Genomic DNA, 11,451 nt, shown 5'->3' on the forward strand with positions numbered 1-11,451 from the left:
AACAATGTGTCGCGATGTATTTATTGCGATGCCGCGTATTACAGTTCTGGACGGCATTTATGCGCCAGATGGCGCCACAGTCCACTAGCCTTTAAGGCACGACGGCGGTTGCATTGCGCATCTACAGCGTACACGCACCGGCCACAGATCAACCTCCTGACAGGAGGAATATCAATGAAATCCCATAATATACAGCGGCCTTACAGCCGTGAGCCACACAAGGCTTACCAAACCAAATTCACGCGGACTGGTGAGCGGGACACGACGAACCGCAAGCCTTATCGGACATCCGCACAGAAACAGCATGCCCGCGACACTGCCGTCCTTAAAGACGGTCGGTATGTTTCGAACGCACCTGTGTCGTTCAGCAGAACGAAGCGGGGTACAGCGTGACTTGCGAATGCGGTGACTGCTGGGATCTGCCCGGCTCAATTGTGACCCACAAACTTACAGGCTGGAAGGGCATCATCATCGGTGATCGAGACGGCTGCATGTTCCTCACGGTGCGGTTTTGGATACCAGGTACTGGCCTTGGCACGATCGAGGTTTCGCGCTTCGAAGTTGAACCGCCGGCGGATGATGGCGACGGCGGTGGCGGCTCTGAAGTCGGAACAGAAGAAGACAATGTCATTCCGGTCGATTTCACTAAGGGCGTGAAACTTACCAAAAACACCAAAACACGAGGAGTAGCTTGATGGGTAATGTGAAAGTTGGAGATAAGGTTAGAAGCCTAGTAACACAGATCGACGTTCGCGCGGGCGAGTTGTACGAGGTCGGCAGAATTGACGCTGACGGCGACGTTTGGGTCATCGATGATGTTGGTGACAATTGGTATTTGACGTCAGAAGAGTTTGAAACCCTACCTGCTTCTGCGGAAGCGCCGGAAGACAAGCCAGCCTTCAAGGTTGGCGATCGGGTGCGGGCTACTGACAAATCTGGCGGCCTAATTGTCGGTGAAACTTATACCGTTTCAAGTTATGCGAGCTCAACTGGTATCGGACGGTGGGTCAATCTGGAAGGACGTCGCTCAAATTATTCTAACGACGGTTCGTTTCTGGAATCATCGTTCGAACCAGCTCTCAAAATCGAAGCAGGCAAATACTACCGCACGCGTGACGGCCGTAAGGTTGGGCCAGTTACTGACCGTGGCGGCTATTATTGCGCTAATGAGATGCATTATAATTCGGACGGTGAGTGTGGTCTTGAAGGCCGCCATCACCCAGACCAAGATTGGTGTGATCGGCACGACCTCATCGCCGAATGGGTCGACGAGCCTGTCAAGGCGGCTGCGCCGGTTGCCGTGCAAAAGGACACACCAGAACTAACGGTCAAGCTCTCATTCGATGCCGTTGATGTAACCAATGCGATCAAAACCACCCTCCTGAAAACAAATCAGGGGTACGGCTTCGAGATTGCACGTTACGGTGATTACGTCTGGGTTGATACAGGTAAGAAGGCGCCGATCGTGCTCAAGGCAACGGACGTTCAAGCCGCCGCCTAACCAGCAAACCCCACCGATGAACCAACCAGCCCCGCTGCGATTGCAGCGGGAACGAGGAGGTATTATGCTCAGATCTGATAATGAGGCCGGCGGGCCGGAACCCGCAAAAGCCAAGCCGCAGCAAGTCATCATCATTCATGAAACCGTGCTTAAATCTTGGCTGCGTGATGCCAGCACGTTCGCTCTTTTCTTAGCGCTGATCGGCATCGGAATCCTATTGCAGAGCGTAGCGTTGCAATGGGTCGGCGCGATCATAGGTTTCATTGTGGTCGGAACGCGCGCTTCAATGATCCGTAAGTGCTTCACAATTTCTGATGCACGAAAGCGGCTTGACGAGATGGAGGCCAGCCTATGACGGCGCCATCAAGCAACCGGCCCTTCAAAGACTACGTCGTCGAAGACGACCGCATCTTGTCCAGCGAAACGACGCTGGGACTCGGTGATCGCTTCGTCATGGGTCTGGCAGTTGTCGCGGCTTTAGCGCTGGCCATCGGCTTTTACTCATGGGTGTTGTCGTGAACGCCGTCATACCAGCCGGTAATGGCACCGGGAAGATAGCGCGTTCGTTGGCTCTCACGGGGTTTACCCTTGGGTTCTTGCTGATCGTGGCAGGTCTCGTCTTCTGGAATGCAGTACTGCCGTTCTATGGCCTGCTTTATTTGTGGGTTGCATCATGACCTACCCACGGTTCCCCACGCTATCGACCGCGGCACCAATCTGGCTGATCGGCTCGCTGATCCTACTGGCCATGATGATTGTCATTCAACTTACCCACTAACCACACACGAGGAGTTAATTATGGCTATCAGCCTATCAAGCCTCAAATCGACGAAGAGAAACGACCCGCCAGTCATGCTCCTGTATGGCGTCGACGGTATCGGCAAGACCAGCCTTGCCGCTGAGTTTCCAGATCCGATCTATCTGGCCACAGAAGGAGAGCGACCGCCGTCTGATATCGAAATGGCAACGCCAGGCACGATTGAAAGCTTCGACGACTTGCTCAACATTATCGGCGAACTGCTGACAGTTGAGCATGATCGGCGCACAGTCATTATAGATAGTGCCGACGGCCTCGAACCGCTTGTCTGGGCTGCTACATGTGCCCGCCTTGGCATTACCAGTATTGAGGAAGCTGGATTCGGAAAAGGCTACGTGGAGGCCGACACCGAATGGAACGAGCTTATGTCAGCGCTGTCGGCGCTCGCTCAAGCTGGCATTTATGTGGTCATCCTTGCCCATCCCGAGATTGTGCGCTTCGACAGCCCGACTACAGATCCATATTCGAGGTACCAACCTAAGTTGCACAAGCGCGCCAATGCACTTGTTCGCGAAAAGTCTGACGTTGTGGCCTTCATGAATTATCGCGTCTCCATCAAGGAAAAGGAGGTCGCGCGCCAGACAAAGGTCGCTCATGCTGAGGGTGGCAAAGAGCGCCAGATCCATCTGAATGAAGGTGCAGGATTCAATGCCAAGAACCGTTATTCAATGCCCGACGCCGTTCCATACCGTAAAGGGCAGGGCTTCACCGAGCTGGCGAAGTATTGGCCGGTAACAGAGCAGGAGCCCGCATAATGGAAAAAGCACTAGCAGGACTGGTCACGGTTGCCGCCATTCTTTTCTTTGCACCGCTGATCGGCGTTCTCTTTGGCGCGTTTTCGGGATGGGTGGTCGGTTTCTTCTTCACTGAAACTGTGCAGGCATTCCTCACCGCTTTGGGCGTCAATGCTGGTCACTTGTCACTTTGGCAGATTGGCGCTGCGCTTGGATTCATCGGTGGGTTTTTTCGACCCACCGTGTTTCGCGCGAAGTCTTAATTGTTGTCTTCTAGAGACGGGCTTCCGCGCACACGTGCGGAGGCGAAGGAAAGGGGATCTAAGCGCTACTTCACCGGGCTTCCATGTAAGCACGGACATGTTGCCCCTCGGTTCACTAGCAGCCGATGCTGCGTAACGTGCGATGCGGATCGAAATAGGGAATGGGCCGCCGAAAATGAAGGCCACGTGAAGGAATATCGTCAAAAGGCATATGCAGAAAACAAGGATGAAATTCTATCCAACTGGTCTGCATGGTATGCCGAAAATCACGAGCGTGAACTAGAAAAAAAGCGCATTCGGTACGCGGAAAACCGCGAAAAGAACCTAGAATATGCTCGTGAATATCGATCCTCAAATCCAGAAAAAGTTCGGGCAGCAAGTGACAAATGGAAAGCTGAAAACCCTGATAAGGTGAAAAAGGCATGGGATGATTGGTACTCAGAAAATGGCAAAGCCCGTGACGCCAAACGCCGATCGACGCCTAGAGGCAAGTTAGACGATCTGATGTCGTCCGCCATTTACAGCGCAATTAAAAAGCGCAAGGCCGGGCGTAGTTGGTCCGATCTAGTTGGGTATAGCGTTGATGATCTTATGGATTACCTCGAACGCCAATTCCAGCCGGGTATGACATGGGAAAACCACGGGCAATATGGATGGCATATCGATCATGTCATCCCCCGATCGGCGTTCAACTACGAAGAGCCAGAAGACATAGATTTCAAGCGCTGTTGGGCGCTGGACAATATGCAGCCTTTATGGTGGCGCGATAACCTATCGAAAGGCGCAAAAATCACCGCGCCCTTCCAACCATCGTTAGCGATGACAGTTAACGACAACCAACCACCACTCACAACACGAGGAGCCTGATATGGCCCAATTAGGAACTAAATTCGACGCGACATCTGTCGATACCGCACCACAAGATTTTTCAACTCTACCTTTAGGTATTTACCGCCTTGAGGTCACCGCATCGGAAGTCGCGGCAACTAAGGCGGGGACGGGAACAATCCTCAAATTAACGTATGATGTCGTTGAGCCCGAGCCACATGTTGGGCGTAAGATTTTTGCGAACATCAATATCCAGAACGCCAATCCAACCGCTCAAGAGATTGGCCAAAGGGAACTTGGGAGCCTTTGCCGGGCTATCGGCATCTCAGAGTTGGAAGACAGCGAGGAACTTCACTTCGTCGCTTTTACAGCGAAAGTTGGTCTTGAAAAACCACAAGAAGGATATGCGCAACGTAATAAAATCGTCAGATTCTATTATCCCGACGAAAACAACGTGCCTGAGCCGAGCATTGACGCTCAGCAGCCAGCGGCGGCGGCGCAGCGTCCTGCAAATGACAACCGTCCTGCAGCGGCAAACAACAACAAGCCAACGCAGCCTGCAAAAGCTGCGGGAAGCCGTCCTTGGTCTAAGTAACAACCGACAAGCTGCCGGTGCTTGCGCGCCGGTGGCTTCGGAACCAACACGAGGAGTTTTGTATGGCATACGAATCCGAGCGCAGACAGATCGATGGTGCGCTTCCAATACGCTTCGACGGTGCGTTTGTTGCTGGTGGTGCAGTCACAAGCGTCTTTACTGGGACTGACATTAATGACGTTGATTTGTATTTCAAATCTCGCCGCGCATTCGAGCGAGCTGTTTATGACGCGTATGAGGATGGCCTATGGTGTGTGGCGGCCAGTAAGCGTGCTGTGACGTTTGTTGACCGGAGCAACAATATTTCTCAGCTGATGTATTTCGACTTCTTTCCAAGTGCCCAGTCTATTTTTGACGCCTTTGACTTCACGGTCTGCATGGGCGCGGTTGATCTGGACGCGGGCGCCAATAGCCCAGACTCCGGTTTTGCCTTCCATCCTGACTTTTTGAAGCACAACAGCCAGCGTTTTCTGAAATTCAATGCTGGCACACGTTATCCACTCGCGTCAGCTACCCGCGTCCTGAAATATCAACAGCGTGGCTACACCATCGGGAAAGGCGACATCATGAAAGTTGCCTTGGCCGTTCGCGGCGTAAAGATCGAAACTTGGGAAGATCTCAAGGACCAGATCGGCGGCGCTTACGGCGACAAGGTTGTGCTTGGAAACGAGGACAAACCTTTCACCATTGAGGCGGCTATCGAGGCACTGACTGTTGACGATGCCGAAAGCGAACCATGGGTGCAACCGGCCAACGATAACATGCCGGGCTGCCCCGAAGCGCTGCTGAAACACCTTGCCGATCTCAATGGCATCGAATTTGTTCCGCCTGAGCTTGACGAAGACGGCTGGCCTCTAGCAGCCTAAACCACAACCACGGCGCGGTCACCAGCCGCGCTACCACCAACACGAGGAGAAACCCATGCGGGTAACGCTTGACCGAGCGCAGCTTGCGCACGCCCTGTCGACCGTGACAAAGGCGGTTGAAGCCAGAACGACAATTCTAATTCTTGGCAACGTGCTTCTGTCCGCGGACAAAGGACAGCTGAGCATCACAGGCACCAATCTTGATCTGGAAATCAGCACCAGCTTGCCGGTTCTGGATAGCCAGGACGGCACTGTCACGGTAGCAGGCAAGCTGCTTGCCGACATTGCCAAGCGCGCCACAAGTGACGTTAACTTGGAATCCGTCGGCAATCATCTGATCGTTAAATCTGGCAAGAGCCGTTTCAAGCTGGATACGCTGCCGGCTGCTGACTTCCCATCCTTTAATCACGGAAGCTTCGACACCACGATCCAGTTCGATCTGGCATCACTCGTGCAGGAAGTGCAGTTCGCTGTCAGCACCGAAGAAACCCGCTATTATCTTTGCGGTGTCTATCTGGAAGCAAAGGACGGCGGAATCGTTGCGACGGCGACAGACGGTCATCGTCTTGCGTCGACACGCATTGAGCAGGACGCCGCGTTTGCTCCGGTCATTCTGCCTAACAAGTTGCTCTCATTGCTGCCGACAGGCGTCGTGTCAGTTTCGCTGTCGTCAAACAAGGTAATGGTCGAGAGCGGTTCGACTGTCATTGTGTCGAAACTCGTCGACGGCACATATCCGGATTACGAGCGCGTTATTCCAAAGCCATCGGAGCGTGTAGCTACGCTATCGGCAAAAGCATTGCGCGAAGCTGTCGGACGTACATCAGTTATCGCAAGCGAACGCGGTAAGGCAGTTCGCTTCTCATTTGCATCTGATGCTCTCACGCTGAACGTCGCTAATCCAGATCGCGGCGACGCGACTGAGGAAATGGAAGTCAACTTCAGCAGCGAGCCACTGACGATTGGTTTCAATGGTCAGTATGTCACCGACCTCATGGCGGCGTTTGGTACGGATGAAATCACAATGTCGATGGCTGATGCCGGTTCGCCTGCGCTGATCACGTCGGCCGGTCGGCCGGGATACAGGTGCGTAATTATGCCGATGCGGGTTTAGACCGTGGCACCACTCCCCAAACCACAATCCACAACCGTCGGCGCGATTTATGCCGCTTACGAGGCTCAGGCGAAATCCTGGGACTCGTGGGGCATAAGCGTAGGCGAGGCGGGCACGGAATGTGACAGGGCGCTTTGGTACGGCTTCAGGTGGGCATCTGCTCACGAGGTCCATAGCGGCCGTCAGCTGCGCTTGTTTGAAACGGGCAATATCGAAGAAGACCGTCTCGTCGCTGATCTGGAACGCATCGGCGTCGACGTGTACGGCCAACAAGACAAGATCCGGCTTGTGTCGGGGTTCGTACGCGGCAAGTGCGACGGGAAGGCAATGAATGTGCCGGAGGCATCTAAAACAGAGCATCTGCTAGAGTTTAAATCTAGCAATGCCAAGGGCTTCGCGCTGATTGTTAAGGATGGATGCCAGAAAGCAAAGCCACTTCATTATGCGCAGTGCCAGCTTGGAATGCATGCCTTTGGTTTGAGCCGCTGTCTTTATCTAGTCTCATGCAAGGACAGCGACAGCCTTTATTCCGAGCGCATCGAATACGATTTGGAGTTCTGCCTGCGACTGGTAGCGCGCTGCGAACGCATTGTGTTTTCGGACATACCGCCGAGCAGAATTAGCGAAAACCCGGAGTTCTTTGGATGCATGTTCTGCAAGCACAAAGCGGTCTGTCACCACGATGCACAGCCGCGGGTCAATTGCCGAACCTGCCTTCATGCTCAGCCAGAAAGCGGCGGTGATTGCCATATCTCATGCGCGCGATGGGCAAAGCCTTTGTCGATAGACGAGCAACGCGACGGTTGCCCGGCGCATTTGTATCTGCCGGGTCTTGTGAATGGTGACCAGATCGATGTCGATGAGGACGCCGAAACCATCACTTACCAGATGAAGTCGGGAGATGTTTGGGTGGATGGAGAAGGAAGGAAGGCGGCGTGATCTGGCAAGGAGAAACAGAAGAACAATGGCGTGAACGGACGCTGGAATGGCATCGAAGTTTCTGCTGGCTGCCACGACAGGCAGATGACGGACGTTGGGCTTGGCTAGAGCATATTTGGGTACGACGGCAGCCGACATATTTAAACGGCAACTATTACTGGGTTTTCCATATTGGCGACCTGCCACCAATTGAATCGTACCGTGATTTGCGACCAGCACCACCTAGAGATTAATAACGAACAGGTAAAAATATGCTCCAACTACGCGCATACCAGTCAGAAGCAATAGACGCCGTTTTCGACTATTGGCAAGAGGAGGCAGGCAATCCGCTTGTTGATCTTGCGACGGGCTGCGGCAAGTCGTTGGTTATGGCGTCATTGATCCAGCGCCTCGTAGAAGGCTGGCCTGATATGCGCGTGATGGTCGTTACTCACGTCGCGGAGCTGATCGAGCAGAATTATCTGGAATTGCTTGGCGTTTGGCCATTCGCGCCTGCAGGCATATTTTCGGCCGGCCTTGGTCGTCGTGACGCGCGCAGTCAAATCGTTTTTGCGGGCATTCAGACTGTTCACAACAAGGCTCAGCAAATCGGACACGTCGACGTGCTTATGGTCGACGAGTGCCATCTTATCCCGATTAACAGCAACACGATGTACCGCAAGTTCATCGACGCGCTGCTTGAGATTAATCCGGACATGAAGATCCTCGGCCTGACTGCCACGCCTTACCGGCTGGACAGTGGCCGCTTGGATGAGGGCGCAGATCGTCTGTTTGACCAAATCGTCTACACCTACGGCGTTGCTGATGGTATCCGCGACGGCTTCCTCGCTCCTTTGACGAGTAAGCCAACCGCTACTGAATACGACGTTAAAGGCGTGGGAAGGCTAGGCGGCGACTACAAACAGCGCGCGCTGGAAGAAGCAATCAACCGGACTGACCTTAACGATGCAGTTGTTTCTGAGATCATCGCAAAGGGTGCTGATCGTCGTTCCTGGTTGTGTTTCTGTGCCGGCGTGAAAGCCGCTCTGGACGTGCGCGATGTGTTCAGAGCGCGCGGCATTACCTGCGAGGCTGTAACGGGCGATACGCCGAAGGAAGAACGCCGCCGCATCCTTGAGGACTTCAAAGCATACCGAATCCAGTGCGTTACGAACAATTCAGTTCTTACAACAGGATTCAATCATAAGGGCGTTGATTTAATTGCATTTATGCGCCCAACTTTATCACTTAGTCTCTATGTCCAAATGGCGGGGCGCGGCACGCGTCCGCTCTATAAGGTAGGTGCGCCACTAGATACGATTGAGGAGCGGCTTGCTGCGATCGCGGCAGGACCTAAACGTAACTGCCTCGTTCTGGACTTCGCGAAACTCGTCGATCGGCACGGCCCTGTCGACATGGTCGAGCCGAAAGCGCCAAGCGCTGGAAATGGCGAGCCACCAATCAAGATCTGCCCGACAGTGCCAGACGACAACGGCGCGGTCGGTTGCGGTGAGAAGGTGCATATCTCGCTGATGAAATGCCCATGTTGCGGCTATGACTTCCCGCCGAATGAAGATGAGAAGCTAACCCGGCAAGCCGCCGACGTTCCGATTGTCAGCACAGCCGAAGCCGAATGGCGCAAGGTAACCGGCAGGACGTTTCACTTTCACGAAGGTAAGGGCGACAAACCACCCTCGGTTAAGTGCAGCTATATCGCGGGCTATACGCAGATCAACGAATGGCTTTGCCCGCAGCATACGGGTTTCGCACAAACTAAAGCGCATCGATGGTGGACGCAGCACGGCGGTCAGCGACCTTTCCCTAAAACGGTCATGGAGTGGCTTGAACGTCAGCGCGAACTTCTCACCACCGATGAAATCAGCGTCGTTCCGAACGGCAAGTACTGGAATGTGAAAGACGTAAGAGCAGGGACCACGGCAGACAACGACAACGTGCCGGAGCCAGCAAATGACAATGTGTCTGTTGGTCTGTCTGAGATGTTGGACGACGAGATACCGTTCTGAGACAAGCCCAAAAACAAGAACGTCCGCTGCACTGGGAGGAGGAGTGTGCAGCGGGCTGATCTGGAAAGCGCGGCTATTGGGAGGAGGAGTGCCACGCTTCAAGTCCAGTCTCTGGGAGGAGGAGTGAGACTGAACAAACCCAAGATAGGTAAATGGTATGATGATTACAATCGGCAATGTCGCACATCAGTTATGCAAAGTTTGCATGGCCCTGAAAATGGAAAACCGCCCGGCAGCGCCGAAGCGCGCGCAGGCGGCCTTATCCTCCCAGACGAGGACCGTTTAGCAGTATTAGTTTAGTAAAGCAACAAGTACCACTAAGTACATAATACTACTAAAACTGTATGATTATAGGGACATCTTTTAAGTAACTATGACCACCCATTAACACGCCATTTATTAGAATGCCGCACCATCGGCATTACCAACCACACGAGGAGCATTACATGACTAATGAAACATACGATCCGTACAATCCCAGAACCACGGCGCAGGCAGGACACAACAACCCGCCAGCCTCTGCATATGAAGAAATTAAGCAGGAAATCGAAGATCTATTCGATGAGGCGAAGAATTTCGCTGACGGCGAAGCCATCGACAGTCAGGCTTTGGCCGACGCTGTGACTGAACTGCACGATAAGTTGCATGAAGCGGGAAAGCGCGCCGATGAAGTTCGCAAGGACGAAGCCAAGCCACACGACGAAGCTAAAGCCGAAATCCAGACACGCTACAACAAGCTGATCGGCAACACCAAGACGTCAGGCAAGGGCAAGGTCGTGCTCGGCAAGGAAGTGCTGCAAGGTCTTCTGACACCATGGCGCAATAAGGTTGCTGCTGAAAAGGAAGCTGCTGCCAAGGCAGCGCGTGAGGAAGCCGACCGCGTAATCCGCCAGGCGCAGGAAGCCATGCAGGCGAGCGCTGGCGATCTGGAAGCGCGCGAGCAGGCCGAAGAACTGGTCAAGGAAGCGAAACAAGCTGACCGGTGGGCTAAGCGCGAAGACAAGGCGGCAACGACTGGCACTGGCCTTCGTTCGGTATGGCATTGCGATCTGGTCGACGAAGGCGTCGCGCTAGATTGGGCATACGGCCGTGCTCCAGAGCGTTTCAAAGCTGTCGTGCAGGCAATGGCAGAAGAAACCGTGCGCGCCGGTATGCGTCAGGTACCGGGATTTAATGTGCGTGAGGAAAGGGTGGCGAGGTGATGGGTAAGCTAGATCCTGCTAATTATATGCCGCGCATAAAAAGCTTGCGTGAGCAGGGGTATGGGCTGGATGAGGCAAGGAAGCAGGTAGACCGTGAGTACCTGCTGAACGCGATCGATAACGCGTCCAACTTCTATGAACTGCGTGGTGTAATGCGCGCCTGCATGGAGAAGGTGCTGTGAGCTACGCTTGGCTGATGGCTTCGCACGAGTATGAGCCAAATTATGACGCGTACATCAATGAAATGTATTCGTTGGAAGAGGCAATGATTGACGTCGCCGCCTACGATGACTGGTTTCCAGACATGCCGATTGCTGCGGTGCAGCAAGATGGCGGACAAGTCTAGTCATCCAACTCGTAGACTGCTGAAAGCTCTTCGACCACTTTCTGCGCATCAAATAGCAGAGATGAATCGGTAGACGATCCACTAACTGTTATTATCCATCCCGCGTTCGGAGCGGCTTTCGGCCCAATCCGTACGGTACCGCGTTCATGCATGGGATCCAATTTATCCTGGATCATCTTTGCCAGTTCGGTGGACGTTTTCTTTTGCTTTTCCAAAGTGCTTGCCTCCCCTTTGGGCAACTCT

General features: G+C 53.7%; 17 protein-coding genes. 16 read left to right on the plus strand and 1 reads right to left on the minus strand.

The annotated features are described in order from the left end of the window. The first annotated feature begins 434 nt into the window (after positions 1–434). The 16 genes from VBH83_RS02855 to VBH83_RS02930 all read left to right on the plus strand — a co-directional run bounded on the left by VBH83_RS02855 (position 435) and on the right by VBH83_RS02930 (position 11,208). The gene (locus VBH83_RS02855) at positions 435–695 is read left to right on the plus strand and encodes a hypothetical protein (RefSeq protein WP_396996229.1); all 261 of its coding nucleotides are present in this window, start codon (positions 435–437) and stop codon (positions 693–695) included. Beyond that, positions 695–1,501, plus strand: coding sequence for a hypothetical protein (locus tag VBH83_RS02860; RefSeq protein WP_396996231.1), 807 nt, complete (start codon positions 695–697; stop codon positions 1,499–1,501). Before VBH83_RS02855 ends, VBH83_RS02860 begins: the two co-directional genes overlap by 1 nt. Positions 1,502–1,565: 64 nt before the next feature. Further along, positions 1,566–1,856 (plus strand): hypothetical protein, encoded by a 291-nt coding sequence (locus VBH83_RS02865; protein ID WP_396996233.1) that lies wholly within the window; start codon positions 1,566–1,568, stop codon positions 1,854–1,856. Beyond that, the gene (locus tag VBH83_RS02870) at positions 1,853–2,020 is read left to right on the plus strand and encodes a hypothetical protein (RefSeq protein WP_248126306.1); all 168 of its coding nucleotides are present in this window, start codon (positions 1,853–1,855) and stop codon (positions 2,018–2,020) included. The genes VBH83_RS02865 and VBH83_RS02870 overlap by 4 nt, the downstream gene beginning before the upstream one ends. Then, on the plus strand, positions 2,005–2,178 hold the full coding sequence (locus VBH83_RS02875) for a hypothetical protein (RefSeq protein ID WP_396996235.1): 174 nt from the start codon (positions 2,005–2,007) through the stop codon (positions 2,176–2,178). The genes VBH83_RS02870 and VBH83_RS02875 overlap by 16 nt, the downstream gene beginning before the upstream one ends. 121 nt (positions 2,179–2,299) lie before the next feature. Next, on the plus strand, positions 2,300–3,073 hold the full coding sequence (locus tag VBH83_RS02880; protein WP_396996237.1) for an ATP-binding protein: 774 nt from the start codon (positions 2,300–2,302) through the stop codon (positions 3,071–3,073). Next, entirely contained in the window at positions 3,073–3,315 is a 243-nt protein-coding gene (locus VBH83_RS02885; RefSeq protein ID WP_396996239.1) for a hypothetical protein, read from the plus strand. The genes VBH83_RS02880 and VBH83_RS02885 overlap by 1 nt, the downstream gene beginning before the upstream one ends. A 186-nt stretch (positions 3,316–3,501) precedes the next feature. Beyond that, positions 3,502–4,182: an HNH endonuclease signature motif containing protein gene (locus VBH83_RS02890; RefSeq protein WP_396996241.1), complete on the plus strand. Its 681-nt coding sequence runs from the start codon at positions 3,502–3,504 to the stop codon at positions 4,180–4,182. A gap of 1 nt (position 4,183) precedes the next feature. After that, on the plus strand, positions 4,184–4,738 hold the full coding sequence (locus VBH83_RS02895; protein WP_396996243.1) for a DUF669 domain-containing protein: 555 nt from the start codon (positions 4,184–4,186) through the stop codon (positions 4,736–4,738). Positions 4,739–4,800: 62 nt separating this feature from the next. Continuing rightward, positions 4,801–5,604 (plus strand): hypothetical protein, encoded by an 804-nt coding sequence (locus tag VBH83_RS02900; RefSeq protein ID WP_396996245.1) that lies wholly within the window; start codon positions 4,801–4,803, stop codon positions 5,602–5,604. A 55-nt stretch (positions 5,605–5,659) separates the two neighbouring features. After that, positions 5,660–6,718 (plus strand): DNA polymerase III subunit beta, encoded by a 1,059-nt coding sequence (dnaN, locus tag VBH83_RS02905; RefSeq protein ID WP_396996247.1) that lies wholly within the window; start codon positions 5,660–5,662, stop codon positions 6,716–6,718. Positions 6,719–6,721: 3 nt separating this feature from the next. Beyond that, positions 6,722–7,657: an oxidoreductase gene (locus VBH83_RS02910; protein ID WP_396996249.1), complete on the plus strand. Its 936-nt coding sequence runs from the start codon at positions 6,722–6,724 to the stop codon at positions 7,655–7,657. Between the two features lie 251 nt (positions 7,658–7,908). Further along, complete coding sequence (locus VBH83_RS02915; protein ID WP_396996251.1) at positions 7,909–9,660, plus strand: DEAD/DEAH box helicase; 1,752 nt, start codon at positions 7,909–7,911, stop codon at positions 9,658–9,660. A 446-nt stretch (positions 9,661–10,106) separates the two neighbouring features. Then, on the plus strand, positions 10,107–10,862 hold the full coding sequence (locus VBH83_RS02920) for a hypothetical protein (protein ID WP_396996253.1): 756 nt from the start codon (positions 10,107–10,109) through the stop codon (positions 10,860–10,862). Beyond that, positions 10,862–11,044 (plus strand): hypothetical protein, encoded by a 183-nt coding sequence (locus VBH83_RS02925; RefSeq protein ID WP_396996255.1) that lies wholly within the window; start codon positions 10,862–10,864, stop codon positions 11,042–11,044. Before VBH83_RS02920 ends, VBH83_RS02925 begins: the two co-directional genes overlap by 1 nt. Beyond that, complete coding sequence (locus tag VBH83_RS02930) at positions 11,041–11,208, plus strand: hypothetical protein (RefSeq protein ID WP_396996257.1); 168 nt, start codon at positions 11,041–11,043, stop codon at positions 11,206–11,208. The genes VBH83_RS02925 and VBH83_RS02930 overlap by 4 nt, the downstream gene beginning before the upstream one ends. On the opposite strand, the gene VBH83_RS02935 is transcribed toward VBH83_RS02930, so the two are convergent. After that, on the minus strand, positions 11,205–11,423 hold the full coding sequence (locus VBH83_RS02935) for a hypothetical protein (protein ID WP_396996259.1): 219 nt from the start codon (positions 11,421–11,423) through the stop codon (positions 11,205–11,207). The two genes, VBH83_RS02930 and VBH83_RS02935, sit on opposite strands and share 4 nt — an antisense overlap. Positions 11,424–11,451: the final 28 nt, after the last annotated feature.

It is taken from the genome of Ochrobactrum sp. S1502_03 (genome assembly GCF_044435015.1).
In the GTDB taxonomy this organism is placed as follows: domain Bacteria; phylum Pseudomonadota; class Alphaproteobacteria; order Rhizobiales; family Rhizobiaceae; genus Brucella; species Brucella chromiisoli.

Coding starts and splice junctions, on each gene's coding strand:
- VBH83_RS02900 (WP_396996245.1), top strand. CDS start 4,801: ATGGCATACGAATCCGAGCGCAGACAGATCGATGGTGCGCTTCCAATA.
- VBH83_RS02875 (WP_396996235.1), top strand. CDS start 2,005: ATGGGTGTTGTCGTGAACGCCGTCATACCAGCCGGTAATGGCACCGGG.
- VBH83_RS02925 (WP_396996255.1), top strand. CDS start 10,862: ATGGGTAAGCTAGATCCTGCTAATTATATGCCGCGCATAAAAAGCTTG.
- VBH83_RS02860 (WP_396996231.1), top strand. CDS start 695: ATGGGTAATGTGAAAGTTGGAGATAAGGTTAGAAGCCTAGTAACACAG.
- VBH83_RS02920 (WP_396996253.1), top strand. CDS start 10,107: ATGACTAATGAAACATACGATCCGTACAATCCCAGAACCACGGCGCAG.
- VBH83_RS02870 (WP_248126306.1), top strand. CDS start 1,853: ATGACGGCGCCATCAAGCAACCGGCCCTTCAAAGACTACGTCGTCGAA.
- VBH83_RS02895 (WP_396996243.1), top strand. CDS start 4,184: ATGGCCCAATTAGGAACTAAATTCGACGCGACATCTGTCGATACCGCA.
- dnaN (WP_396996247.1), top strand. CDS start 5,660: ATGCGGGTAACGCTTGACCGAGCGCAGCTTGCGCACGCCCTGTCGACC.
- VBH83_RS02880 (WP_396996237.1), top strand. CDS start 2,300: ATGGCTATCAGCCTATCAAGCCTCAAATCGACGAAGAGAAACGACCCG.
- VBH83_RS02915 (WP_396996251.1), top strand. CDS start 7,909: ATGCTCCAACTACGCGCATACCAGTCAGAAGCAATAGACGCCGTTTTC.
- VBH83_RS02885 (WP_396996239.1), top strand. CDS start 3,073: ATGGAAAAAGCACTAGCAGGACTGGTCACGGTTGCCGCCATTCTTTTC.
- VBH83_RS02865 (WP_396996233.1), top strand. CDS start 1,566: ATGCTCAGATCTGATAATGAGGCCGGCGGGCCGGAACCCGCAAAAGCC.